Origin of the sequence: Pseudomonas asuensis (assembly GCF_014646755.1) — a bacterium.
Lineage (GTDB): Bacteria > Pseudomonadota > Gammaproteobacteria > Pseudomonadales > Pseudomonadaceae > Chryseomonas > Chryseomonas asuensis.
Genome location: NZ_BMNW01000004.1, coordinates 42324 through 67730 on the forward strand (window position 1 = coordinate 42324; position 25407 = coordinate 67730).

20 protein-coding genes are annotated in these 25407 nt (G+C 56.5%); 8 read left to right on the forward strand and 12 right to left on the reverse strand.

Features of this window, described 5'->3' with window-relative positions:
* Positions 1-6 precede the first annotated feature (6 nt).
* The 4 genes from IEX86_RS09675 to trxA form a co-directional block, all read right to left on the reverse strand.
* On the reverse strand, positions 7-987 hold the full coding sequence (locus IEX86_RS09675; protein ID WP_188865929.1) for a CDP-6-deoxy-delta-3,4-glucoseen reductase: 981 nt from the start codon (positions 985-987) through the stop codon (positions 7-9).
* Between the two features lie 134 nt (positions 988-1121).
* Positions 1122-2588 carry a 4-hydroxy-3-polyprenylbenzoate decarboxylase gene (gene ubiD, locus IEX86_RS09680; RefSeq protein WP_188865930.1) on the reverse strand — a complete coding sequence of 489 codons (1467 nt, stop codon included), beginning with the start codon at positions 2586-2588 and terminating at the stop codon, positions 1122-1124.
* A 116-nt stretch (positions 2589-2704) separates the two neighbouring features.
* Complete coding sequence (gene rho, locus IEX86_RS09685; protein WP_188865931.1) at positions 2705-3964, reverse strand: transcription termination factor Rho; 1260 nt, start codon at positions 3962-3964, stop codon at positions 2705-2707.
* 240 nt (positions 3965-4204) lie between these two features.
* Positions 4205-4531: a thioredoxin TrxA gene (gene trxA, locus IEX86_RS09690; protein ID WP_010796694.1), complete on the reverse strand. Its 327-nt coding sequence runs from the start codon at positions 4529-4531 to the stop codon at positions 4205-4207.
* A 534-nt stretch (positions 4532-5065) separates the two neighbouring features.
* Here trxA and ppx point away from each other — a divergent pair.
* On the forward strand, positions 5066-6571 hold the full coding sequence (gene ppx / locus IEX86_RS09695; RefSeq protein WP_188865932.1) for an exopolyphosphatase: 1506 nt from the start codon (positions 5066-5068) through the stop codon (positions 6569-6571).
* On the opposite strand, the gene ppk1 is transcribed toward ppx, so the two are convergent.
* A complete protein-coding gene (ppk1, locus tag IEX86_RS09700; RefSeq protein ID WP_188865933.1) occupies positions 6558-8795 on the reverse strand; it encodes a polyphosphate kinase 1 in 2238 nt (745 codons plus the stop codon). The two genes, ppx and ppk1, sit on opposite strands and share 14 nt — an antisense overlap.
* Positions 8796-8813: 18 nt before the next feature.
* Positions 8814-9785, reverse strand: a complete 972-nt coding sequence (hemB, locus tag IEX86_RS09705) for a porphobilinogen synthase (RefSeq protein WP_505909228.1) — start codon at positions 9783-9785, stop codon at positions 8814-8816.
* Positions 9786-10074: 289 nt separating this feature from the next.
* On the opposite strand from hemB, the gene IEX86_RS09710 reads away from it, so the two are divergent.
* From IEX86_RS09710 to phaR, 5 genes are all read left to right on the forward strand, one after another.
* Complete coding sequence (locus tag IEX86_RS09710) at positions 10075-10629, forward strand: DedA family protein (RefSeq protein WP_188865935.1); 555 nt, start codon at positions 10075-10077, stop codon at positions 10627-10629.
* A gap of 149 nt (positions 10630-10778) precedes the next feature.
* Positions 10779-12920: a putative bifunctional diguanylate cyclase/phosphodiesterase gene (locus IEX86_RS09715; RefSeq protein WP_229685297.1), complete on the forward strand. Its 2142-nt coding sequence runs from the start codon at positions 10779-10781 to the stop codon at positions 12918-12920.
* A gap of 143 nt (positions 12921-13063) precedes the next feature.
* Entirely contained in the window at positions 13064-14053 is a 990-nt protein-coding gene (locus IEX86_RS09720) for an SDR family oxidoreductase (protein WP_188865936.1), read from the forward strand.
* Between the two features lie 56 nt (positions 14054-14109).
* On the forward strand, positions 14110-15237 hold the full coding sequence (locus IEX86_RS09725; protein ID WP_188865937.1) for a patatin-like phospholipase family protein: 1128 nt from the start codon (positions 14110-14112) through the stop codon (positions 15235-15237).
* A gap of 151 nt (positions 15238-15388) precedes the next feature.
* Entirely contained in the window at positions 15389-15919 is a 531-nt protein-coding gene (gene phaR / locus IEX86_RS09730) for a polyhydroxyalkanoate synthesis repressor PhaR (protein ID WP_188866328.1), read from the forward strand.
* Positions 15920-15952: 33 nt separating this feature from the next.
* Here the strand turns inward: phaR and phaP are convergent, their stop codons facing one another.
* Positions 15953-16618, reverse strand: a complete 666-nt coding sequence (phaP, locus tag IEX86_RS09735; RefSeq protein ID WP_188865938.1) for a TIGR01841 family phasin — start codon at positions 16616-16618, stop codon at positions 15953-15955.
* A 439-nt stretch (positions 16619-17057) separates the two neighbouring features.
* Here phaP and phbB point away from each other — a divergent pair, with 439 nt between their 5' ends.
* Both phbB and phaC read left to right on the forward strand, forming a co-directional pair.
* A complete protein-coding gene (phbB, locus tag IEX86_RS09740) occupies positions 17058-17804 on the forward strand; it encodes an acetoacetyl-CoA reductase (protein WP_188865939.1) in 747 nt (248 codons plus the stop codon).
* Positions 17805-17933: 129 nt separating this feature from the next.
* The gene (gene phaC, locus IEX86_RS09745) at positions 17934-19634 is read left to right on the forward strand and encodes a class I poly(R)-hydroxyalkanoic acid synthase (protein ID WP_188865940.1); all 1701 of its coding nucleotides are present in this window, start codon (positions 17934-17936) and stop codon (positions 19632-19634) included.
* 28 nt (positions 19635-19662) lie between these two features.
* Here the strand turns inward: phaC and IEX86_RS09750 are convergent, their stop codons facing one another.
* The 5 genes from IEX86_RS09750 to IEX86_RS09770 form a co-directional block, all read right to left on the reverse strand.
* Positions 19663-20118, reverse strand: coding sequence for a YaiI/YqxD family protein (locus IEX86_RS09750; RefSeq protein ID WP_188865941.1), 456 nt, complete (start codon positions 20116-20118; stop codon positions 19663-19665).
* 9 nt (positions 20119-20127) lie between these two features.
* The gene (locus IEX86_RS09755) at positions 20128-22041 is read right to left on the reverse strand and encodes an FTR1 family protein (protein WP_188865942.1); all 1914 of its coding nucleotides are present in this window, start codon (positions 22039-22041) and stop codon (positions 20128-20130) included.
* Positions 22042-22243: 202 nt separating this feature from the next.
* Positions 22244-22876 (reverse strand): homoserine/homoserine lactone efflux protein, encoded by a 633-nt coding sequence (rhtB, locus tag IEX86_RS09760; RefSeq protein WP_188865943.1) that lies wholly within the window; start codon positions 22874-22876, stop codon positions 22244-22246.
* A gap of 15 nt (positions 22877-22891) precedes the next feature.
* On the reverse strand, positions 22892-23476 hold the full coding sequence (locus IEX86_RS09765) for a mechanosensitive ion channel family protein (RefSeq protein ID WP_188866329.1): 585 nt from the start codon (positions 23474-23476) through the stop codon (positions 22892-22894).
* Positions 23476-25386 (reverse strand): ATP-binding cassette domain-containing protein, encoded by a 1911-nt coding sequence (locus tag IEX86_RS09770; RefSeq protein ID WP_188865944.1) that lies wholly within the window; start codon positions 25384-25386, stop codon positions 23476-23478. Before IEX86_RS09770 ends, IEX86_RS09765 begins: the two co-directional genes overlap by 1 nt.
* Positions 25387-25407: the final 21 nt, after the last annotated feature.

Here is a 25407-nt window from a genome sequence, read left to right on the forward strand (position 1 = left end):
TCCGACTCATACTCCCAGCGACTCCCTCGGCGCATAAGCAAATACATCCGCACGCATCTGATGGGGATCCATTCCGCTTTCCACGAGGGCATCCAGCGTGGCGTAAACCATGGCAGGCGACCCGCTGGCATAGACATGCAGTGACTTCATATCCTTGAAGTCCTCACGTACCGCTTCGTGCAAGAGACCACAGCGCCCCTCCCACCCACACAGGTCGCTGACAACCTTGTTCAAGTAAAGACGCGAATCCTGCTCCCACTCATCCCAATGCGGCAGTGCATAGAAATCATCAGGATGCCGGACGCCCCAGTACAGGTGTAGCGGCTGATCGAATCCGCGGGCGCGACAGTCTTCGATGAGGCTGTGCATCTGTGCCATTCCTGTCCCCGCCGCAATCAGAACAAGAGGGCCTGGAGGCAAATCGGCCAGATGCGCATCGCCAAAAGGTAACTGAACCCGCACCATGCGCTCACGCTCAAGCTGCTGGACAATCGCTTGGCTGCTCTCCTCTCGCGTCAGAATATGCAACTCCAGATCCCGCCCCTGATGCGGTGCAGACGCCAGCGAAAAAGCCGACTGCTTACCATCGTCCCGCTCCAGCATCAGATATTGCCCGGCATGGTAGCGAGGCGGCTGACCTGCTGGAGCACGAAGCCGTACACGGCGCACATCCCCGCCTACCTCTTCACACGCCAGTACCTGACAGGCAAACGTTCCTACTGGAAGCTCACCCGGCGCCAGTACACCGTCCCAATGCAGCTCACAGTCTCCGAGCGGCTCTGCCAGGCAGACGAATATCTCGCCATGGTCGATGACGCCGTTCTGCTGCTTGACCTGCCCTTCAATCAACAAGGCTGCACAGACGTGGCAGTTACCATTCCGGCAGCTGTGCGGACACTCGTACCCTAGCCTGCGCGCTGCATCCAGAATGCGCTCGCCGGGTAACGTCTCGAGTACAGCCCCAGAGGGGCGTAGCGTGACCTTCATGTCAGGACGCCTTTTGAGCAAAAGTGAATGTCTGGAGATAACCGTATGCGAACCTCATGTCTGAAAACCCTCCGTATGCATAAGGTTCGACGCGCAATACACGCAACTTATCCCCATCCAGCCAGTGGTATTCATCAATCGATCCCCAGGCTGGCCCAGAGCTCGTCGACCCGCTTGACCACGGCTTCGTCCTTGACGATTGCTCTGCCCCACTCGCGGTTGGTTTCACCGGGCCACTTATTGGTGGCGTCCAGCCCCATTTTTGAGCCCAGGCCGGACACAGGTGAGGCAAAGTCCAGATAGTCAATCGGCGTGTTGTCGATCATGACAGTATCGCGCTTGGGGTCCATGCGCGTTGTAATGGCCCAAATCACGTCGTTCCAGTCTCGCGCATTGATATCGTCATCGGTCACGATGACGAACTTGGTGTACATGAATTGGCGCAGAAAGCTCCAGACACCCAGCATCACCCGCTTGGCATGGCCGGGGTACTGCTTTTTCATGGTCACTACCGCCATGCGGTAGGAGCATCCTTCAGGCGGCAGGTAGAAATCGACAATCTCGGGAAACTGCTTTTGCAGGATCGGCACGAACACTTCATTCAAGGCAACTCCGAGGATAGCCGGCTCATCTGGCGGACGTCCCGTATAGGTGCTGTGATAGATAGCGTCACGTCGACGAGTGATACGCTCAACGGTAAACACCGGGAAGCGATCCACTTCATTGTAATAGCCGGTATGGTCGCCATAGGGGCCCTCATCGGCCATCTCGCCAGGATAGATGAAGCCTTCCAGGATAATCTCGGCGCTGGCTGGCACTTGCAGATCGCTACCAATGCATTTCACCAGCTCGGTTCGACTACCACGCAGGAGTCCTGCGAATGCATATTCGGATAATGTATCAGGCACTGGCGTAACCGCGCCCAGAATCGTTGCCGGGTCTGCACCCAGTGCAACTGCTACCGGATAAGGCTTGCCTGGATACTTGGCGCACCACTCGCGGAAATCCAACGCACCGCCGCGGTGGCTGAGCCAGCGCATGATGACCTTGTTGCGGCCAATGACCTGCTGGCGATAAATGCCCAGGTTCTGCCGCTCCTTGTTTGGTCCCTTGGTAACCGTAAGGCCCCAGGTGATCAGTGGCCCCACATCACCCGGCCAGCAATGCTGGATCGGCAGCTGGGACAGATCGACCGCTTCGCCTTCCTCTACTATCTCATGGCAAGGGGCATCCTTCATGACTTTGGGCGCCATGCTGATGACTTTCCTGTAGATAGGCAGCTTTGACCAGGCGTCCTTCAATCCCTTGGGCGGCTCTGGCTCCTTCAGGAACGCCAGCAACTTGCCGATCTCGCGCAGCTCGCCAACATTGTCCGCGCCCATACCCATCGCCACTCGCTCAGGCGTGCCGAACAAGTTAGCCAGCACAGGCATGCTGTATCCGGTAGGATTTTCAAATAGCAAAGCCGGCCCCTTGCGGCGCAGGGTGCGGTCACACACTTCGGTCATTTCAAGGTTGGGTGAGATGGGCGTCTGAATGCGCTTCAACTCGCCACGCTGTTCCAGGCCGCGGATGAAGTCGCGAAGGTCGCGGTATTGCATAGCGGGACGTATCTCGGCAGAGAGTGAAGCGGAAAGTGTACCGCCCCTGGCCCCCTTTTCGAAAATGAAAAGCCTGCCTGGAAAGTAAAAAGGCCGGGAAACCCGGCCTTTTTGTCTTACTTGCGCTTCATCGAGTCAAAGAACTCGTCGTTGGTCTTGGTCTGACGCAACTTGTCGAGCAGGAACTCGATACCACCGGTTTCTTCCATTGGATGCAGGATCTTGCGCAGAATCCAGATACGCTGCAGCTCTTCCTCACTAGTCAACAACTCTTCACGGCGGGTGCCGGAGCGGTTGATATTGATGGCAGGGAATACGCGCTTCTCTGCGATCTTGCGATCCAGTTGAAGCTCCATGTTGCCGGTACCTTTGAATTCTTCGTAGATGACTTCATCCATCTTCGAACCGGTATCGACCAGCGCCGTAGCCAGAATAGTCAGGCTGCCGCCTTCCTCGATGTTACGCGCCGCACCAAAGAAACGCTTGGGCTTCTCCAGAGCATGGGCGTCCACACCACCGGTCAGTACTTTGCCGGAACTTGGAATCACAGTGTTGTAAGCACGAGCCAGACGCGTAATAGAGTCCAGCAGAATAACGACGTCCTTCTTGTGCTCAACCAGGCGCTTGGCCTTCTCGATCACCATTTCGGCAACTTGTACGTGACGGGTCGGCGGTTCGTCGAACGTAGAAGCAACCACTTCGCCGCGCACGGTGCGCTGCATTTCAGTTACTTCTTCCGGGCGCTCATCAATCAGCAGAACGATCAGGTGGCACTCGGGATTGTTGCGGGTGATGTTGCTAGCGATATTCTGCAGCATCAGCGTCTTGCCCGCCTTTGGCGGAGCGACGATCAAACCACGCTGGCCCTTGCCAATCGGCGCACACAGGTCGATTACACGACCGGTGAGGTCCTCGGTGGAACCGTTACCGGCCTCCATCGTCAGGCGCTTGTTGGGGAACAGCGGTGTCAGGTTTTCGAACAGGATCTTGTTTTTCGCGTTCTCAGGACGATCGTAGTTGATGGTATCGACCTTGAGCAGCGCGAAGTAACGCTCGCCTTCTTTCGGCGGGCGAATCTTGCCGATGATGGTATCACCGGTGCGCAGATTGAAACGGCGGATCTGACTGGGAGAGACGTAGATATCGTCGGGGCCGGCCAGGTAGGAGGAGTCCGCACTACGCAGGAAGCCGAAGCCATCCTGCAGAATCTCCAGCACGCCATCACCGGAAATCTCTTCACCGCTTTTTGCGTGTTTTTTCAGCAGAGAGAAAATCACGTCCTGCTTACGGGAGCGAGCCATGTTTTCCAGGCCCATGGCTTCCGCCATTTCCAACAGTTCCGTGATTGGCTTTTGCTTGAGTTCGGTAAGGTTCATAGACGTTGCTAACTGAGAAAAGGAGGGAGTAAGAATCTTTTTAGCTTGAGAAGCCTTGCCGCGGCTAACGACAGAATCGCGTTGGTTATTCTAATAAGAGAATCGGCGAAGGCATGCAGAGGGCGACACGCATAGGTGCCGTTGCGAGATCGAATGTAGCACCCTGCTAGACAGGACGTCTAGTGCTAAATAATAAAAAAGCCCCGCTAAAAGCAGGGCCTTTGATCGAGAGCAATAAAATTAGATATTGCTATCGAGGAACGCTGCCAGCTGGGATTTGGACAGTGCACCCACCTTGGTTGCCTCAACGGAGCCGTTCTTGAACAGCATCAATGTTGGGATACCGCGTACACCATACTTTGGCGGGGTGTCCTGGTTTTCATCGATATTGAGTTTGCAAACTTTCAGTTTGCCCTGATAGTCCTTGGCGATTTCGTCCAGAACCGGCGCAATCATTTTGCAGGGACCACACCATTCGGCCCAGTAGTCGACCAGCACGGGACCGTCAGCCTTGAGCACGTCCTGCTCGAAGCTGGCATCGCTGACGTTGGTGATGTATTCGCTCATGGACTTTCTCCGAATTCGGAAACGACAAAAAAGAACGACCACTATAGCCCTGCCAGCGCTTAACAGGAAGGCAAAAGCCATTAAGTCTCTTTATAGGGACCGCTAAAGACTCTCAATTACGCCATTTAGCAGACCACTGGAAAACATACCGTTATGCCCGCTAGATTGCCTTTTGGCCTCGCGCAGGCGAAGCATATGGCCAGAAACAGGCACAGCCTCTAGTGTTGGAGTTGACCGGTAAGGCACCCGTGGCCAAACCACTCACTCAAAGCCACTCATGACGCCTACGCGATGCGCGTTGCCCGTAAGGTGACTATGTATGGGTCTTCATGCGCCAGGGCGTACTGCATAAGCAGGGTAATCCCAGGCTATTATTCGCTGCCCCCAAGACGCCAGAGCCGGTCCAGTTTGTCGGTTCAGGCCATTGATCCAAGGCACAGCCCATCGATTGAAACGGTTTGACTGCACGTTGAGGTTTGGCAGACTTCTTCGATCGTGGCACGATTGTCAACGTTTATGTATGAGACCGTCAGCATGCCGCATTCATCCGCAGAACCGTTTCCCCTGATTGCTGCCATCGACCTTGGCTCCAACAGCTTTCACATTGTTCGGGCGCGGACTGACCATGGCGAAATCCGCATCCTTGAACGCATGGGTGAAAAGATTCAGCTGGCCGCAGGGCTGGACGAATCGAGAAGACTCAGCGAAGAGGCCATGGAACGCGGGCTCGAATGCCTGCGCCGCTTTGCCCAACTGATTACCGGCCTGCCCCAGGGCGCCGTGCGCATTGTTGGTACGAACGCACTTCGCGAAGCCAAGAACCGCAGCGAATTCATTATGCGTGCCCAGCAGGTACTGGGGCACTCCGTAGAAGTCATTTCCGGACGCGAAGAAGCTCGCCTGATCTACCTGGGCGTTTCCCATACCATGCCGGACATGGAAGGCCGTCGCCTGGTTACCGATATCGGCGGTGGCAGTACCGAGTTCATTATCGGCCAGCGCTTCGAAACCCATCAGCGCGAAAGCCTGCAAATGGGCTGTGTCAGCTATACCAAGCGCTTCTTTGCAGATGGCAGGATTACAGCGTCCCGCTATGCCCAAGCCTATACGGCTGCGCGCCTGGAGCTAATGAATATCGATCAGAGCCTGCGTGAGAAAGGCTGGCAGGAAGCCGTAGGCGCTTCCGGCACCATTCGCGCTGTAGCCCTGGCTATTCAGGCCGCCGGACGTGGCAAGGGCGAGGTCAATGCCGAAGGGATCGAGTGGCTCAAGCGCAAGATCTTCAAGCAGGGCGAGATCGATAAGCTCGATATCGAAGGGGTGAAACCTGACCGCCGCACTATTCTGCCGGGCGGCCTGGCTATTCTTGAAGCAATCTTCAAGGCGTTGGAACTGCAAGAGATGAACCTGTCCGAGGGCGCGCTGCGTGAAGGTGTGCTCTACGACATGATCGGTCGTCAGCACCATGAAGATGTACGCGAGCGCACGCTGTCTGCCCTGGCCGAGCGCTACCACGTGGATAAGCGTCAGGCCGAACGGGTAGAACGTCGGGCCTTGAAAGCTTTCGAGCAGGTAACCGAAGCCTGGAATCTGAGCAACCCCTGCTATCGCGAACTGCTGACGTGGGCAACGCGTGTGCATGAGATCGGGCTGGACATCGCCCATTATCATTATCACAAGCACGGCGCCTATCTGATCGAGCACTCGGACCTGCCAGGATTCTCCCGCCGCGATCAGCAGATGCTGGGCTTACTGGTACGGGGGCACCGTCGGAATATTCCTCGGGATCGCTTTACTGAGTTGGGCGACGAGGAAGGCGAGAGCCTGATCCGCCTGTGCATCCTGCTGCGCTTTGCGATTCTGTTCCATCATATTCGCAGCAACCAAGAGCGCCCCATCGTGACGCTCAAGGCAGGCCCGCGCAGCCTCGAAGTGTGCTTCCCGGTCGGCTGGCTGGAGCAGAATCCGCTGACCCAGGCTGACTTCGAACAGGAAGCACAGTGGCTCGCGCGGATCGGCTATACCCTTACCGTGTGTTGATACCCGGACTGCTCAGGCGTTCCATAAGGGTCGCCTGTACCGTCCGCGCGTTCTGGTTGCCTGTTGGTGAAAGACGCTGATAATTGCCATCCTCCTGAAGCACCCAGCTCTGGGTGTTATCAGTGAGGTAGGCTTCCAGATCCTTTTTAACCCGCGAAATGAGTTTCTTGCCTTCTACTGGGAAGCAGGTCTCCACGCGCATGTCGAGATTTCGCTCCATCCAGTCAGCACTGGACAGGTACATCCGCTCATCCCCTCCATTGAGGAAGTAATAAATCCGGCTGTGCTCAAGGAAGCGACCGATGATCGAGCGCACCTGAATATTGTGCGACACGCCGGGTACGCCTGGGCGCAGGCAGCACATGCCGCGGACGACCAGATCGATCTTCACACCCGCCTGGCTTGCCTTGTAGAGCGCCCGGATGACCTTTGGATCGGTCAGCCCGTTAACCTTGGCCATGATATGCGCAGGACGGCCCTCGGCTGCCGCAGCGGCCTCACGGTTGATCATCTCCAGTAGATTTTTCTTAAGCGTGAACGGCGCATGCAGGAGCTTTTTCATGCGCAGGGTCTTGCCCATGCCGATCAACTGGTTGAACAGCTTATGCACGTCTTCAGTCAGCGCTATATCAGCGGTCAGCAAGCTGTAGTCGGTGTACAACTTGGCATTGCCAGCGTGATAGTTACCAGTGCCCAAGTGAGCATAACGGCGCAGCTCGCCATTTTCACGACGCAGGATGAGCATCATCTTGGCATGGGTCTTAAAGCCGACGACCCCATAGATCACAACCGCGCCCGCCTGCTGAAGGCGGCTCGCCAGTTGCAGGTTGGACTCCTCATCAAAACGCGCCCGCAATTCGATAACCGCGGTAACTTCCTTACCGCTGCGCGCGGCTTCTACCAGTGCGTCGACGATTTCCGAGTTGGCGCCGCTGCGATACAGGGTCTGCTTGATAGCCAGAACGCTAGGGTCCTTGGCAGCCTGACGCAGCAGGTCCACCACCGGGGTAAAGGATTCGAACGGATGCAGCAACAGCACGTCGATCTTGCCCAGGACGTTGAAGAGGTTTTCCTTCTTCTGCAAAAGTTTGGGAATGCTAGGTGTGAGCGGCGCATTTTGCAGTTCAGGGTGACTGTCGAGACCAGTGACGCTGAACAAACGCGTCAGGTTGACTGGACCGTTAACCTTGTACAGCTCGTTCTCAGCCAGATTGAACTGCTTGAGCAGGTAGTCAGTCAGGTTTTTCGGACAGCTTTCGACCACTTCAAGGCGCACCGCATCACCGTAGCGACGCGAGAACAACTCACCTCGCAGCGCGCGGGCAAGGTCGTCCACGTCTTCGGCATCCACCGACAAATCGGCGTTACGGGTCAAACGGAACTGGAAGCAGCCCTTCACCTTCATACCGGGGAACAAGTCATCGGCATGGGCGTGAATCATTGAAGAGAGGAAGACGTAATTGTCCCCTGGCCCACCGATTTCTTCGGGTACGTTGATGATGCGCGGCAATGAACGCGGTGCGGGAATGATCGCAAGGCCCGAGTCACGGCCGAACGCGTCCATTCCCTCCAGCTCAACGATGAAGTTGAGGCTTTTGTTGACCAGGAGCGGGAACGGGTGGGTTGGATCAAGGCCGATCGGTGTAATGATCGGCGCAATCTCGTCGCGGAAGAACTTTCGCACCCAGCCCTTGATCTTCATATCCCAGTTACGGCGACGAATGAAGCGAATCTGGTGCTTGGCAAGCTCCGGCAACAGGATATCGTTCAGAATGGTGTACTGCCGTGCAACCTGCCCATGCACAATATCGCTGATTCGAGTCAGCGCCTGATGCGGCAGCAAACCGTCAGCACCGGCTTGTTCGCGTGCAAAAGTGACCTGTTTTTTCAAACCCGCTGCACGAATTTCAAAAAACTCATCCAGATTACTGGAAAAGATCAGTAGGAATTTGAGCCGCTCAAGCAGCGGATAGGACTCATCGAGCGCCTGCTCAAGCACCCGGATATTAAACTGTAACTGTGACAGCTCCCGATTGATATACAGGCTACTGTCGTCAACGTTCATGGCAGGCAGCGCTGGCAAAGCCGGGGCCGGAGTCTCTGACACCGTGACAGCAGGTGCGGTCTCAGCGGTAGGCTTGGCGTTATCAGTGGCCGTGGTATCGGTCGTCAATGCGGCCTCCTCGGTGCGCGCAGTAGTATCAATGAGTCCTTGGCTGTTCATAGCAGCTCCTTAGGAGCGTTAATGCTCCTGACGTAATTGTTGGGCAGCGCGTTTGGCAAAGTAAGTCAGAATGCCATCTGCGCCTGCACGTTTGAAGGCAAGCAAAGACTCCAGAATGACGGCCTCGGATAACCAGCCGTTCTGGATAGCCGCCATATGCATGGCATATTCGCCGCTGACCTGATAAACAAAGGTCGGCACACGGAATTCGTCCTTTACCCGGCGAACAATGTCCAGGTAAGGCATGCCCGGCTTGACCATGACGGAGTCGGCCCCTTCGGCCAGATCGCCTGCCACTTCCTGCAGGGCCTCGTCACTGTTAGCCGGGTCCATCTGATAGGTCGCCTTGTTGCCTTTACCCAGATTGGCTGCTGAGCCGACAGCATCTCGGAAAGGCCCATAATAGGCGCTCGCATACTTGGCCGAGTAGGCCATGATCTGCACATTGTGATAGCCCGCGTCTTCCAGGGCGGCACGAATAGCACCCACCCGGCCATCCATCATGTCGGATGGCGCCACAACCTGGGCACCTGCAGCCGCATGGGACAGTGCCTGCTTGACCAGGACCTCGACGGATACATCGTTTAGCACATAGCCCTTCTCATCGAGGATGCCATCCTGACCATGAGTGGTAAACGGGTCGAGCGCAACATCGGTAATCACACCCAGTTCAGGAAAGCGCTCACGCAGTGCACGCGTGGCGCGCTGGGCGATGCCGTCGGGGTTATAGGCCTCGGCGCCATCAAGCGATTTTTTTTCAGGTGGTGTTACAGGGAACAGAGCGATGGCAGGAATGCCTAATGCTACAAGCTCAGCCGCTTCTTCCAGCAGCAGATCGATGGACAGACGCTCGACGCCAGGCATGGAGGGAACGCTTTCACGGCGATTCTCACCGTCAAGTACGAACACTGGCAGGATCAGGTCATCGACGGTCAGCGTGTGTTCACGCATCAAACGACGGGAAAAGTCATCCCGACGCTGACGGCGCATCCGCGTGGAGGGAAAGGAACGGCTTACTGAAGTGAAACTCACGGTGTACTCCCAGACTCAGGCAGAGTCAGTGTGATGAGTTATAAGTCACTATCATGACCGAATGGTAACAACTGATGACAATAAGGCATGCCTATCAACTCTGTTCAATGCAGACGACCTCTAGCTTCGGCTTGGCACATCGATCTGCAAATCCCTTGCCTTTTAGAGGGATTAGACGAAGCGACACCTTCCTTCCAGCGGCTAACCGGGTTAGGCTGGGCCTTCATTTCGCCCTGTTGTCGTGACGATGCTGCAACAATTCCTCCATGATTTTGGTTATTTCGCCCTTTTCCTCGGCACATTTTTCGAGGGTGAAACTATTCTGGTTCTGGCAGGTTTTCTAGCCTTCCGTGAATACATGAATATCCAGACAGTCATTATGGTGGCTTTCCTGGGGAGCTATGCCGGTGATCAGCTCTGGTATTTCCTGGGCCGCCGCCATGGCCGCAAATTGCTCAAGCGCAAACCGCGCTGGGAGGCCATGGGTGACAAGGCGTTGGATCATATTCGCCGTCATCCAGACCTGTGGGTGCTCAGCTTTCGTTTCGTCTACGGATTGAGGACGGTTATGCCGGTGGCCATTGGCATGTCTGGCTATCCGCCGGCGCGCTACCTGCTGCTCAATGGCATTGGCGCTATTGTCTGGGCAACTGTTCTAGGCTTGGCTGCCTATCACTTTGGCGCGGTACTCGAAGGGGCTTTAGGCAATCTCAAGCGCTACGAGCTGATGGTATTGGGCGCCTTACTGGTTCTGGGCATAGCGCTTTGGCTGTGGCGCCGGATGCGCGCACCGAAAAAATAAATTCCCCTCTTTTCCTGTCTCCACCTGTCGGTCGCCCTCAAGCTTGGCCGACAGGCGGCCGATAAGGGCATTACCAACGTATTCAGTAGCCTTGCCGTGGCGATATCAAAGATATCGATGCAGTGGAATGTCCTTTCGAGTCTGTAATCATGTTGCTTGCCACATCCCTGCCTGACGGCTTTATACCGGTCGGCTCCGATCACCACCACCTCGTGCTGGTGATGCTGTCCTATCTGGTCGCGACAGCCGCTGGCTATACTGCCCTTTACATGGCCAGACGCGCCTCGTCGGCAGCCTTGAGTCAAAACCGCCTGCTCTGGTGCGGCGTAGGTGGCTTGGCGCTGGGTAGCGGTATCTGGTCGATGCACTTTATCGCCATGTTGTCTTACGCCTCGCCGATAAGCATGCAATACGGGTATGGCATGACGCTGCTGTCACTAGGCCTTGCCGTTACGGTCTCCTGCATCGTCATGTGGCTCATCAGCCGTGAGCGAATGGCCGTCTGGGAGTACCTCGCGGCATCTATCGCTGCTGGCTGCGGCATTGCCGCCATGCACTACACCGGGATGTCTGCAATCGATTCTATTGGCGTCCAGGTATACAACCCGCTCCTGTTTCTGGTTTCCATCGTAGTTTCCATCCTGGCTTCGCTGGCGGCGCTAGTCATGGCGTTCTACGTCCGCAACCAGGTAGGTCGTCATACCCATTTGCTCATGATCCTGGGCAGCCTCCTTCTAGGGGGGGCGATCGTATCCATGCACTTCACCGGCATGGCCGCGCTAACACTGGTGGTCCCAGAAGGTACACCCGTCATGATGATGGCCCATGATGCCCATCATGGACTTCTAGGAACCATCATTGCGTTTTTGACCTTGGTCGTGATCTGCGCAGGCCTTACGGCGACCCGCCTGGAGCAACGCTTCCATGAACAGGGTGTGCGCCTGGAAGAAGTCTCAACGGCGCTGAGTCAGGTTACGCTGCTCGACCCGCTTACCCAGCTTTTGAATGACTATAGCTTTACCCAGACACTGGCACGGATCATCAACAAGGCCACGCCTGAAGAGCGTCTTGCCTTGCTCAATCTGGATCTGGACCACTTCAAGCGAATCAATGACAGCCTGGGCTACAACGTAGGCGATGACTTGCTCACACAAGTCGCCCAGCGCATTACGGCGGTGCTTGATGCCGATGTCCATGTGGCGCGTCAAGGCAACGAGTTTCTAGTTCTGGTGCCCGAAGCATTGCCTGAGCAAAGCGAAAACCTCGCTATGCGACTGCTGGAGCAACTCCGTCCGCCTTTCAACCTGAGCGGACAGCAGATCGGCATGACCTTGAGTATCGGCATTGCCCACTACCCGCAGGATGGCCGGTCAGCCAATGAACTGCTCCGTAACGCAGGCCTTGCCTTGGGTCAATGCAAACGCAATGGACGTAATCGCTTCCTGCACTTTGCGCCGGAGCTGCAAATCCAGGCCGAAGAGACGCTTCACCTGGAGCAGGAGCTGCGTCAGGCCATTACCGACGGCACACTAGAGGTGCATTACCAGCCTCTTGTCACCAGTGATGCGCGGACAACCGCCAGCCTGGAGGCATTGGTTCGCTGGAATCACCCGACCCTTGGCCCCATCCGGCCTGATCGTTTTGTCCATGTAGCCGAGCTGAGCGGACAAATTGGCCAGCTGGATCATTGGGTCATGCGGCGTGCCTGCCGGGACCTGAAAACCCTACGCGATCTGGGCTACGACGAGCTACGGGTAGCCGTAAACTGCTCACCGTTAAATCTTACTGACCGGACGCTTCCAAGGCGTGTGGAAGAAGCGCTCATCGAAGCCGAACTACCGCCCGAAGCGCTCACGCTCGAGCTGACTGAAAATGCCCTGATGCATAACCTCAACCTGGCAATTGAATTGCTGGAGCGGATTCGAGCGCTAGGTGTGAAAGTTTCGATTGATGACTTTGGCAGTGGCTATTCATCCCTGGCTTACCTGAGCAAGTTCAAGGTCGACACGCTTAAGGTAGATCGCTCTTTCATTCGTGATATTCCTAATCAGCAGACCGATATGGAAATCACGGCAGCGATCATTGCTATGGCGCACAAGCTGCAACTTAGAGTAGTGGCTGAAGGTGTAGAAACAAAAGAGCAGTTGGCCTTCCTGCGCGACAATCAATGCGATTTTATTCAGGGATATCTATTCAGCAAGCCGCTCTCGCTCACGCAGTTGCAGGCCTGGCTGGGAGGGCATGAGTACAAAAAGTATATCGAGCCCGCATCCTGTGAGCTGCAGAGCTGAGCCCCTACAGGCTGCCTTTCTGCTGAGGCAAACTGAGGTACTGGCCTCGCAAAAGAGCCAGCCGCCGTGTTTGAACTTCTCACCCGGTCGTTCCCTCTGAGCAAACGAGGCCTATGGCGTCAGATGCTCAGTTGAGGAAGGCCATGAAGCAAATCTTTGCCGGAACTGTTGTCGTTATCACAGGCGCATCGAGCGGAATTGGACGTGCTACCGCTTATGCCTTTGCCGAGCGTGGTGCCCGGCTCGTCTTGGCGGCCCGGCGAACCGAACGGCTGGACGATGTCGTGCAGCAATGTCGCAGTCTGGGCGGCATTGCCTTTGCCATGACGGCCGACACAACCTGCGAAGAGGATGTCGAAGGGCTGGCACGCCAGGCCATCGCGCGGTTTGGGCGTATCGACGTGTGGTTTAACAACGCCGGAGTGGGTGTGTTTGGCCGGTTCGAAGATATCCCGAGTGATGTATGGCGCCGAGTCATCGAGACCAATGTCTTCGGCTATATGCATGGCGCCAAAGCCGCGATGCGTCAGTTCCGTATGCAAGGCCATGGCATCCTGATCAATAATGCGTCCATCGTGGGGCGTATCGCCAAACCAGATTCCACGGCTTACGCCACCAGCAAGTTTGCGGTACGCGGGTTCTCTGAGTCCCTACGCCAAGAAGTGCTGGATCAGCCAAATATCCATATCTGTACCCTGCTTCCCTCGGTGGTCGACACCCCCTTCTTCATCCATGCGGCAAACTTCAGCCAGCAGCGTGTACGTGCAGCGCCGCCCGTCTATACCCCTGAAAAAGTCGCCCAAACTGTACTAGGTCTTGTACGGCGACCTCGGGCCGAGGCTGTAGTAGGAGGCTCCGGCCGCCTGGCCAGTGCTTTAAGGCGCCTTGCGCCTTCGCTGATGACGCGGATCAACGGTCGACTGCTTCATAAGGGCTTTTTGGCAAACGAGCCTAGCGATGACACGACCGGCACCGTATTCGAGCCTATGTATGACGAGCACACCGTACGGGGCGGCTGGCGTAAAGGGCCAAACAATGGTGGTGTTCCTTCCTGGGCAGCCCTGGCTCTGCTCGGGCTTCCCATCGGGATACTGGCATGGCGTCATTGGAGTCGTTCGGATCGCCAATCGTAGCCCTAATCGACACAAACGTTTCGCTTTGTCGGCAACGGCAGACTGAGGAAATCACCATGACCGAACGGATTACGCTTATTCTTTCTGGAGGCAATGCGCTGGGCGCTTATGAGGCTGGCGCTTACGAGACCCTGGAGGCGCTGGGCTTATACCCTGATCAGATTGCAGCCGTCTCCACCGGTGCTATTAATGCAGCTCTTATTGCTGGCAGCGCACCGGAAAAGCGAATAGATGCACTACGCCGCTTTTGGTCAGCGGCCGCACAAGAGACGCCGACCTGGACGTTTACACCCCAGTACTGGCCCATGGCCTGGGATATCAAGCGAACCCGACTCATGCAGTCTTCCCTGCTCGGCAGCCCGGGCATCTATCATCCCCGGTTACCCGGCGCCCTGTCCATGTTGCCTGGCATGCCAATGGATACGAGCGTTTATGACCTAGCCCCTCTGCGTGAAAGCCTGAGAAAAGCCGTTGATTTCGACAGACTGAACAGCGGAGAAATAAGACTGATTATTGTGGCGGTAGACGTAGAGAGCGGAGAGGAAATACGGTTTGATAGCGCCAAGGCACCTATCGAACTGGATCATTTGCTAGCCAGCTGTGGTTTTATTCCCTTTTTCCCACCCATTACCGTGGACGGACGCCGACTGGTCGATGGAGGGATGAGCTCAAACTTGCCGCTGGAAGCGGCACTGGATGAGCATAGTACGGACAACCGCCTGTGCATTGCGCTGGATCTGTTCCGTCGGCATAGCCAGGGCTTACAAACCGTTGGACAGGCCGTGGAACGCCAGCTTGAGCTGCTTTTATCTGGCCAGACCGCCAAGGCGCTAAAGCGTCTGCGCCAGGTTCATGAGCTAAGGCGCCAACTGCACTTGTTAGGTAACTGGCTCCCCGCAGAGCGCCGGGAAGACCCCGCACTTGCACCCGCCTTGGCCGAAGGTACCAAGATCGATAAAGCCACTACGCTGCTCCTGCTCAACCACACCCAGGTCTCGGAAGATACTGAGATGAGAGCGTTCGACTTTTCCCGTCCGGTTCTGACCGAGCGCTGGGAAAGAGGCCGTACCGATATGGAGCAAGCCCTGCAAACGCTCGGCACTCAGCGTGCAGCGCCGGGAGAGTTCGTGGTACATGCATTCAGCGGCGGTGAGCTTAAGTATGTTGATGGCCAACAGGCCTGACACTCAGCATCATGTTGGGCAGGCCGTGCTTAGGATTTACCCGGGCAAATAGCGCGCTTCAGCTCGTATACCTCCGGTTGTTATGCGTCCGAGCTTAACCAGGGATAGGATAAACTGGTTGCGCCACCCTAATGAGCATGAGATGTCGTACATGTCAGACAACAGCCGGACCAGCCCTCGCCTGATCAAGAAATACCCTAACCGGCGCCTGTATGACACGCATACCAGCGCCCACGTCACGCTTGCTGATATCCGCCAGTTCGTTATTGACGACATTCCGTTTCAGGTTGTGGACGCCCGGACAGGCGAAGACCTGACCCGTGCCATTCTGATGCAGATTATTCAAGAAGCGGAAAGCCAGGGTGAGCCTATTTTTTCAAGCGATATGCTCAAGAACATCATCCGTTTCTATGGTCCCTTTCAGGGGATGCTCGGCAGCTACCTGGACAAGAGCATTCAAACGGTAATCGACGTTCAGGCTCAGGCCGGTGCGCAATCGTCACAGGCCTGGAGTGAGTTCCTGCATAAACAGATGCCAGTGATGCAAGACTTGATGACTCAGTATGTCGAGCACTCTAAAAACCTTTACCTCAATACTCAGAGCCTGTTTGGGCTGTTTGGCGGCATGCCTAAAGCCAAGCCGGACGAGGCGCCTAAAAACAACGATGGCGACAAGGAGTAACCCTGGTCGCCATCCGATACCGCCCAAGGCTCATTACTTCGTTTTGACCACCGAGCTAACCGCCTCAGCCGCTTTGGCTGCAGCATTTCGGGCAGCCTGCGCCGGACCCGAAGCGGCACTCTCGCTGGCGTTAGCAGTCTGTTCAGCCGTCTGGCTGGCATTTTGCGTAGTCTGGCCTGCCATTGAGGCAGCAGACGCCATGGTTTGCTGGGTCATATCCATGGCCTGCTTCATGGCCATCTGAGCGCTTTTGTAAAAGCTACTGGCGTTGTCCATAGTTGATCTGAGTACCGCCATAGCAGGACCAGCACCAGCCGGTGCATTCTTGGCGACTTGATCCATCATGTCCTGAACATGCTGTGTCCCAACCTCACCCTGGCGCTCAGCAAACTGAGCCATATCTGCCTGGGCGCTGGACATCAGCTCATAAACCTGTCGATTGAATGCCAGCAGACGTTCGGCCTGGGCTGTCGACTGGCTTGTAAAGGACGCCTGATACTCGGTAAACGATTGGGGATCGCGGACAGAAAGTAGCTTGTTGAACTGATTGAACTGCTCCTCGCTAAGCGTACGCAGTGCATTAAGCTGAAGCTGACTGAGCCGCTCTACGTTCTCAAACATTTTGCTACTGATCTGCTGCAACGCATCGAGATTAGCCTGCTGAGCGCTGTGCATTTTTTCTGAATCGAAAACAGACATGGATAGGATCTCCTGATAGTGGGAGGACCGACATGGCCTCGCACGCGACCTCATCAAACTGACGCGCCCAGTAATTGTTGCACTGCAAAAAACCCACTGCAACATTTTGCGTTGCAAAACACCCAGACGCGCCACTTTGCCGACGTATGGATAATTTGACTAATTTTTAGCGCGCACGTGCAAATAATGAGGCGTGTAAAAATTTACCGTCTCGGAAAATCTCTTTTTGCAGAGCAAAATTCCCTTCTATTTCAAGGATTTCTCATAGTCAGGGCGTGCTATTTCGCTGATCTGATGGTCAGTAAGAAAACACGTAGGCTCAAGCAGTGCCTCATACGAATCATAGGCGTCCGAATGAACGCTTCTTTGCGTGCGAAGGCCCGTATTCTCTGGTGCGCCTCCAAAATGAATTCGCTTAGTTCCCTGGTTGGACATGCTCATGGCAAACAATAATCGTATTGCATTGGTCACCGGTGGCATGGGTGGCATCGGCACTGCTATCAGCCAACGCCTCTATCAAGACGGCTTTACGGTGATCGTAGGGTGCAGACCTCAGTCAAGCCGTAAACCTGACTGGCTCCGTCAGCAACGTGAAGCGGGGTACGATTTTCACTCTATCGACTGTGATATTGCCGATTGGGAAAGCACCCGGCAGGCGTTTGCCCACGTACGAGAAGGCTTTGGCCCTATTGATGTTCTGGTCAATAACGCTGGCATCACGCGGGATGCCAGTTTTCGCAAGTTGACCCCGGAAAACTGGAATGCGGTTATCAACACCAACCTCAACAGCCTGTTCAATACGACGAAACAGGTCATCGAAGATATGTTGGCCAAAGGTTGGGGGCGGATCATCAATATTTCTTCCGTCAACGGACAGCGTGGCCAGTTCGGCCAGACCAACTATTCGGCTGCGAAGGCAGGCATTCATGGCTTCACGATGGCGTTAGCACGTGAAGTCAGCGGCAAAGGCGTGACCGTTAATACGGTGTCGCCCGGCTATGTCAAAAGCAGCATGACAGACGTGATACGTCCCGAGATTCTTGAGCAAATCATTGGTGGCGTCCCGGTAGGGCGTCTGGGGCAGCCTGAGGAGATTGCTTCTCTTGTAGCCTGGCTGGCGTCTGAAGAGTCCGCCTATTCCACCGGTGCAGACTTCTCGGTAAATGGCGGTATGAATATGCAGTAAGGCGCTTAGCGCATTGCGCCTGCTCGCTCCAGTCGACAGACTTGATGTTATCAATAACCTCGTAAGTCTTTGCAGGCGCCTTTCGGAAACGACTCGTGCAGGCCTTAACCTTCAACGTGCGGACAGTCTATGGATAACCAGCACTCCTTTACCGGTTACTGGTCAGGGCAAGCACCATTTGTTGCCAGTGTTGCACTTCAACAGCTGCGCCTGTGGGCAGGCAGCAACCCCTGGTTTTCAGGGCATGACCAGAGCGAGTGGTTTAACGTGCCGACTCAGCGTCTGGAGCAATTGCAGGCCGACTATCAGCAGGAGTGGAGTTCGCTTGGGCTGCGCCTGATGATGCTACAGCCGTTCAGCTTTGAAGACCGCCGCTTTGCCAGCGGCAATTGGAGCGATCCACTGTTTGGTTCGTTAGCAGCGTTTTATTTGCTTAACTCCCGTTTCCTGCTGCAACTGGTTGAAAGCCTGCCCATTGACTCAGAGAAGCCCCGGCGCCGAATAGGCTATCTGGTAGAGCAGGCCATTGCTGCCAGCGCACCCAGCAACTTTCTTGCAAGTAACCCTGATGCGCTGCGACTGGCTGTCGAGACCCAGGGTGCCAGCCTCTTCACCGGCATGCTGCATTTGATCAGCGACATGCAGGAAGGCAAGCTGCGGCAGAGTGAGAAAGATGCCTTCCAGGTTGGTATCGACCTGGCCTGCACACCTGGCGAGGTCGTCTTCGAGACGCCGCTGTTCCAACTGATCCAGTATCACCCACGCGCAGAAAGCCAGTATGAGCGCCCTTTCCTGATTGTCCCGCCGGTCATCAACAAGTACTACATTCTGGACTTGAGACCGGAAAACTCTGTAGTCCGGCATCTATTGGAACAGGGCCATTCGGTCTTTATGGTGTCCTGGCGTAATTTTGGACCGGATCAGGCTGACACGACCTGGGACCAGCTGGTTCAGGAAGGCGTCATCGGCGCCTTGCGCGTCACCCGAGCTATTAGCGGCCAACGCCAGCTCAACTGCATGGGGTTTTGTATCGGCGGCACCCTGTTAAGCGTAGCCCTGTCGGTTCTGGCTGCCCGAGGCGATAAGGACATTGCCAGTCTGACGCTTTTAACCACGCTGCTCGACTATACAGAGACTGGCCTCCTTAGCGTTTTTATCGATGAGGAGATGGTCAGCCATCAAGAGCAGACCATTGGCGGACAGGGCGGTATGGTTGGCCTGCGTCGCGGCGAAGACATGGGAAATACATTTTCTCTGCTACGCCCCAATGAGCTGTGGTGGAACTACAACGTTGATAAATATCTGAAAGGCCAGAAGCCAACCTCTCTGGACTTTCTATACTGGAACAACGACTGCACCCATCTGCCCGGCCCGATGTACTGCTGGTATCTGCGGCATACCTATCTGCAAAACGACCTGAAAAGCGGCACGCTTGAGTGTTGCGGCGTCAAGCTGGATCTACGCGCTATTGAGGCACCGGTCTACATTGTGGCTACCCAGGGTGACCATATCGTGCCCTGGCATAGCGTGTATGCCGGTACACGCTTACTCAATGGCCCTTGCCGGTTTGTCCTGGGAGGCTCGGGGCATATTGCCGGCATCATTAATCCACCTGCCAGCAATAAGCGCCACTACTGGACGCAGGAATCACTGCCTGAGGACCCTGATGCCTGGCTCGCTTCAGCCGAAAAGCATCCAGGCAGCTGGTGGAGCGACTGGTTTACCTGGCTAAAGCCCCATGCAGGTGCCTCTCGCCCTGCTGCGCATCAGGTGGGCAATGCAGAGTATCCTCCGCTAGAGGCAGCCCCAGGTCGCTATGTAACGGAGTGACCAGATATCAAAGGCAGGTATTTATGCCTTAAGCCGGCCGGGCCAGCCGAGTGAGCAAACGGTCGAGCGCATTGGCAAAGGCCTGCTTCTCCTTCTCGCCATAGGGCGGTTGACCGCCGCCCATCTGGCCCTGATCACGCAGATCAGTCATCAGATTACGCACCGCCAAGCGCTCGCCCATGTTGCGGGAGTCGAACTCTTTTCCTCGCGGGTCGAGTGCATCAACGCCCTTCTTTACCAGGCGATCCGCCAGCGGCACATCACTGCAGATAACCAGATCACCCGGCTGAGCCTGCTCAACCAGATAGTCATCTGCCGCATCCATCCCGCTTTCAACCACAATCAAACGGACGCACGCGAGCGCCGGTTTGATTTGTGGTTGCCCGGCCACCATGATGACGTCAAGTTTGCGCTTCAATGCAAACTTGAAAACCAGCTCTTTGGCAGCCCGCGGACAGGCGTCCGCGTCAATCCAGATATGCATGTAAACCTCTTACGCTTTTTCGACAGCGCCGCTCGATACCTCACGGCGGCGCTCAGCATAGTGGCTGCGGGCATAAAGTAGTGCAATGGCTACAATCGCAATAGCCTGAGCGGACAGCGTGTAAGCATCAGCATGGATACCCAGCCAGTCGAACTCGAAGAACGGTACCGGACGTGTGCCAAGAACGCCTGCTTCCTGTAGCGCTGCCACACCATGTCCGGCAAAGATGACGGACAGGAGACACAGCAGGATGGCGTTAGCACTAAAGAACAGACCCAGCGGCAGGCGCATTGAGCCCCGGAGAATGATCCATGCCAAACCAATCAGAAGAACGACTGCCGTCACTGCGCCGCCCAGTACAGCCGTGTGACCTTCAGGGCCAGCCTGCAGCCACAGGGTTTCATAGAACAGGATGACCTCGAACAGCTCTCGGTAGACCGAGAAGAATGCAAGCACAGCAAAGCCAAAACGGCCACCGCCACCCACCAGGCTACTCTTGATGTAATCCTGCCAGGCAGCGGCATTGCGGCGATCATGCATCCACACGCCTACCCACAGCAGCACCGCACTGGCAAACAAGCCGGTTATACCTTCCATCAGCTCACGCTGAGCACCGCTGATATTGAGTGCATAGGCTGCGATCGCCCATGTGGCTACACCGGCCAGCATGGCTAGTCCCCAGCCGATATTGACACTGCGGATGGCTGACTGCTGTCCTGTCTTGCGCAGGAAAGCCAGGATGGCTGCCAGCACAAGAATGGCCTCTAGCCCCTCTCGCACGAGAATCAGCAGGCTGGCAAAGAAACTGAGTGATGCGGACATGCCGTCACCGCTCAGGAGTTCGCTGGCAGCCGCCAGCTTGGCCTTGGCCGTTTCCAGACGCGCCTGAGCCTCTTCAACCGGCTGCCCATCCTGGAGAGCTTGTCGGTAGGCCATGAGGGCCTTTTCAGTGTCCTTACGCAGCGCTGCATCCAGATTATCCAGAGCGCTTTCTACCAGCTCGAAGCCTTCCAGATAAGCTGCAACGGACAGGTCATAGGCTTGGTCATGCTCGCCCTCACGATACACAGCCAGGCTCTTTTCCAAGGTTGCGCGGGTATAGTCGATCAGCTGGGCAGGCCCACGCTGCTGGATGGGTGGCTTGGCACGCTGGGCCCGAAACGCTGCAGCGGCCTCCTCCCCTTGTACGGTGGCCACTTCAGCAGGTGTTTGGCCGGCCAACTGGGCCAGATCGAACGAGGCTGCACCGGTTTTAGCCGGATCGGCACTGAAGCTCGCTATATAGGCTGCAACATCCCAACGCTGGCGCTCATCGAGCTGGCTGGCAAAAGACGGCATGTCTGTGCCGTCCCTTCCCTGGGTGACCGTGCTGTAGATGTCGTAAAGACTCAGTCGGTCCATGCGCGCCAGATCACGCAGGTCGCCGGGAGGCGGCTCCAGACCGATACCCGCCGGACCATCGCCTGCTCCGGTATTGCCGTGACACACGCTGCACTGCTGAGCGTAGAGCGGTGCGCCGCGGGTTGGGTCAGGGGTAATGGCAGGCACCTGCGCTACGTGGTAGAGCTGAGCCAACTGGGCGGCCAGCGCACGTGCCTCTTGGGTGACCGCCTTGCCGTCGGCCTTCTGTGTGATGGCTTCGCGCAAATGGATAACGCCCTGCTCCAGCTCGGCGCGTTCGGGACGTGCGGGCAAGCCTTCAATAAGGCCCTGAAGCGTATGCGACAAATTCAGCTGATCGCGGTATTCCGTCTCCTTGACGACAGCACCCTCCTTCACAGTGGCAGGATAGTCAGCGCCAAGGTAGCCCAGGATGTGCAAGGCATGAGCAGCCTCATCCTCGGGCTCGGCCTGTATGGCCATACTGGACAGGGCAAGCAAGGGTAATAACAGTACAGCAAATAGCCGGTACAGCTTAAACATGAACGGATTCCAAACAAGAATGGAAGGCATTAGCCATAGTGTTCTACTTGTAATGCTTTGTTACAAGCCTGCCGAGTCGCTGTTTTCAGGTTTCCGTCGGTTGAGTGTCTTTACGAAGGTAGAAAAGTAGATGCAGCACAGTGACCAAGCCGCTCTAGAAAGCGGCTCAGGCTGCATAAGGCGTAAGGGAGGGGCTTACAGGCTAGCTGATGGCTTGCCGAACGGTTGCCAGTAGCGCAGCAGCGCCCATGAACAGGCCAGAAAAAATACGGTTCGTAAGGCGCTGTTGACGTGGGGTACGTAAAAGGCGCAGCACCTTGGCTGCAAGACCGGTATATCCGGCCATGACGATCAGATCGACCGTGACCATGGTAGCGCCAATGATCAGGTACTGAGCTAGCAGCGGTTCACTGGGATTGATGAATTGAGGCAATACCGCCAGCATGAACACCACGGCCTTGGGGTTGCTGGAACTGACCAGAAAACCACGGAATACCAGCGAAGATGCACTGGCACCACCACCGGGCGCCGGAGCATTGGAAAAGTCCATAGGCGCAGCCTTCCACTGCCGTATGGCAAGGTAGACCAGATATAAGACGCCGAACCACTTGATCACGGCAAATGCCAACTGCGATGTGGCGAGCAGAGCCCCCACACCGGCGGCGACAATGGCAATCTGCAAGGCAAGCCCCAATTGCAAGCCAATGGCGTTCCAGTAGCCATGCCAGAAACCATGACGCAGGCCCGCCGACATAGAGGCAATGGCGCCTGCGCCAGGGGAAAGACTGATCACCCAGCAAGCCAGCAGAAAGGCCAGCCATGTATGCAGCGCCATCGGTAACTCCTTTTATCAGCGATCCAGGAAAGTAAACGGCACGTCGGTGCCACGCCAACGGCGAACAGCCTTCTGGAAGAACAGTGAATTAGGTATCTGCAACAGAGGGGCCTCCTCCGTATTGCTGCCCTCAGTCATATCTTCCAGCGTGGTATACAGCATGTTGATTGCCACGACGCGTCCCTTTACGCCGGGCTTGTCCGCCGAGTCGATAATTTCCACTCGATCGCCCAGTCGGAACGGTCCCATCGTAAAGATGAGTACCGCACAAAACAGGTTGGACAGAACGCTCCAAATGGCAAAGAACGCTACCGCAGCCACCGCAATAAAGCCGGAGAGCGCCGCCCAGAGCACTGAGCCGGATACACCAAAGCGCTCCAGGACCATGAGCACTGCACTGCCCATGATCAACCAGCGCAGTAGGCCACGCATGACCAATACAAACTGCGGCGGCAGGTGATAGCGCTCGCCGATGCGGGTAATGGCCCGCGCTATGAACCGTTGCAGGATGTACCCGAGGAGCAGGATAGTCAGCACCTGCACACCGAGGACGACGCCGCGCTCCCAGCCCGCCGGGATCAGTAAGTGAATTTGTTCGATCACGAAGCGTTCTCCAGTTCCAGCTGTAGGCTTTCCAGCCGCTCAAGGGCCTCCAGCCAGCCTTCTTCCAGTTCGCTCTCGCGTGATTTCAGTTGCGCCTGTTCTGCCAAGGCCACTCGAAGCTCCTCTTTGCGTGATGCCTCATAGAGACCGCTGTCACCCAGACGTGTTTCGAGAGTTGCCAGCTTTTCCTGAACCTTGCCCAGCTCCTTTTCAAGCTTGTCGGCCTCGCGCTTGAGCGGCGCGAGCTGCTGGCGCAGCGCGGCGGCAGCCTGCCGCTGGGCACGCTTGTCTACCTTGTCGGCATTGGCATCCGGAGCGGACGTTGGCTGTTGGCGGGCACGGTAATCCACCAGCCAGCGGGCATAGTCATCCAGGTCGCCGTCGAACGCCTGTACGCGGCCATCGGCCACCAGCAGGAACTCATCCGTTGTGCTCTTGAGCAGGTGACGGTCGTGGGAAACCACCAACACCGCACCGGAAAACTCCTGCAGGGCCATGGTCAGCGCCAGGCGCATGTCGAGGTCGAGGTGGTTGGTCGGTTCGTCGAGCAATAGCAGGTTGGGCTTTTGCCAGGCAATCAGAGCCAGGGCCAGACGCGCCTTTTCCCCGCCGGAAAAATTCAGGACGGCCTCATCGCAGCGATTGCCACGGAAGTCGAAACCACCCAGGAAGTCCCGTAATACCTGTTCACGCTCACCCGGCGCGATACGTTGCAGGTGCAACAGCGGGCTGGCCTTGGGATCGAGCGAGTCCAGCTGATGCTGGGCAAAGTACCCGATTGCGAGATTCTCACCACGCGTCAGCCGTCCACTGATGGGTTGCAGCTCTTCAGCCAGGGTCTTGATTAAGGTGGACTTACCGGCTCCATTGGGCCCCAGTAAACCGATACGCGCCCCGGGAGCCAGTTGCAGCTTGACCGGGTGCAGAATGGTCTTGTCACCATAACCGAGGCGACCTTCGCTCAGGTCCAGCAAGGGATTGGACAGTTTGTCGGATTCGCGAAAGCGGAAGTCGAAAGGCGAGTCCACGTGAGCAGGTGCCAGCTCCTCCAGACGTTCCAGGGCCTTGATCCGGCTCTGGGCCTGACGTGCCTTGGTTGCCTGGGCCTTGAAGCGGGCAATGAATTTCTCCATATGCGCACGCTGCGCCTGCTGCTTCTCATAGGCTTGCTGTTGTTGGGCCAGCCGCTCGACACGGGTACGCTCGAACGCAGAGTAACCACCGCGGTAGAGCGTCAGTTTTTGCTGATCAAGATGAATGATCTGATCGACCACCGCATCAAGGAAGTCCCGATCGTGAGAGATCAGCAGCAACGTACCGGGATACCCCTTCAGCCAGTCTTCCAGCCAGAGGATGGCATCAAGGTCAAGGTGGTTGGTAGGCTCGTCGAGCAGCAGCAGGTCGGAAGGACACATCAGCGCCTGCGCCAGGTTCAGGCGCATCCGCCAACCACCCGAGAAGTCACCTACACGACGTTCCATCTGCTCTGGCATAAAGCCAAGACCGGCCAGCAGCTTGCGGGCCCGGGCATCAGCCGTGTAACCATCGGCCGCTTCCAGCTCGGCATGCAGGCGCGCCAGGGCATTACCGTCATGCGCGGCTTCCGCGGCGACCAGTCCGCTCTGGATATCACGCAGGTGAATATCCCCATCAAGGACGTAATCGACAGCCAGCCGGTCAAGGGTATCGACCTCCTGGCGCATATGCGCAATACGCCAGGTAGCCGGCAGATGGCAGTCACCGGCATCCGGCACAAGCTGGCCACGTAGCAAGGCAAAGAGACTGGACTTGCCCGCCCCGTTGGCCCCCACGAGACCGGCCTTCTGGCCAGGATGCAGTGTCAGTTCGGCGCCTTCCAGCAAACGCTGCGGGCCACGTTGTAGAGTAAGGTTATGTATTCGAATCATGGCGGCGAGTGTAGAGCCTAT

Excerpts from the sequence above, each read along its gene's own strand:
- IEX86_RS09675 (WP_188865929.1), bottom strand. The coding sequence starts at position 987 with ATGAAGGTCACGCTACGCCCCTCTGGGGCTGTACTCGAGACGTTACCC.
- IEX86_RS09770 (WP_188865944.1), bottom strand. The coding sequence starts at position 25,386 with ATGATTCGAATACATAACCTTACTCTACAACGTGGCCCGCAGCGTTTG.
- phaP (WP_188865938.1), bottom strand. The coding sequence starts at position 16,618 with ATGTCTGTTTTCGATTCAGAAAAAATGCACAGCGCTCAGCAGGCTAAT.
- rhtB (WP_188865943.1), bottom strand. The coding sequence starts at position 22,876 with ATGGCGCTGCATACATGGCTGGCCTTTCTGCTGGCTTGCTGGGTGATC.
- hemB (WP_505909228.1), bottom strand. The coding sequence starts at position 9,785 with ATGCGCCGTCAGCGTCGGGATGACTTTTCCCGTCGTTTGATGCGTGAA.
- ppx (WP_188865932.1), top strand. The coding sequence starts at position 5,066 with ATGCCGCATTCATCCGCAGAACCGTTTCCCCTGATTGCTGCCATCGAC.
- IEX86_RS09710 (WP_188865935.1), top strand. The coding sequence starts at position 10,075 with ATGCTGCAACAATTCCTCCATGATTTTGGTTATTTCGCCCTTTTCCTC.
- IEX86_RS09715 (WP_229685297.1), top strand. The coding sequence starts at position 10,779 with ATGTTGCTTGCCACATCCCTGCCTGACGGCTTTATACCGGTCGGCTCC.
- IEX86_RS09725 (WP_188865937.1), top strand. The coding sequence starts at position 14,110 with ATGACCGAACGGATTACGCTTATTCTTTCTGGAGGCAATGCGCTGGGC.
- ppk1 (WP_188865933.1), bottom strand. The coding sequence starts at position 8,795 with ATGAACAGCCAAGGACTCATTGATACTACTGCGCGCACCGAGGAGGCC.
- IEX86_RS09755 (WP_188865942.1), bottom strand. The coding sequence starts at position 22,041 with ATGTTTAAGCTGTACCGGCTATTTGCTGTACTGTTATTACCCTTGCTT.
- trxA (WP_010796694.1), bottom strand. The coding sequence starts at position 4,531 with ATGAGCGAATACATCACCAACGTCAGCGATGCCAGCTTCGAGCAGGAC.
- ubiD (WP_188865930.1), bottom strand. The coding sequence starts at position 2,588 with ATGCAATACCGCGACCTTCGCGACTTCATCCGCGGCCTGGAACAGCGT.
- IEX86_RS09750 (WP_188865941.1), bottom strand. The coding sequence starts at position 20,118 with ATGCATATCTGGATTGACGCGGACGCCTGTCCGCGGGCTGCCAAAGAG.
- IEX86_RS09720 (WP_188865936.1), top strand. The coding sequence starts at position 13,064 with ATGAAGCAAATCTTTGCCGGAACTGTTGTCGTTATCACAGGCGCATCG.
- phaR (WP_188866328.1), top strand. The coding sequence starts at position 15,389 with ATGTCAGACAACAGCCGGACCAGCCCTCGCCTGATCAAGAAATACCCT.
- rho (WP_188865931.1), bottom strand. The coding sequence starts at position 3,964 with ATGAACCTTACCGAACTCAAGCAAAAGCCAATCACGGAACTGTTGGAA.
- phbB (WP_188865939.1), top strand. The coding sequence starts at position 17,058 with ATGGCAAACAATAATCGTATTGCATTGGTCACCGGTGGCATGGGTGGC.
- phaC (WP_188865940.1), top strand. The coding sequence starts at position 17,934 with ATGGATAACCAGCACTCCTTTACCGGTTACTGGTCAGGGCAAGCACCA.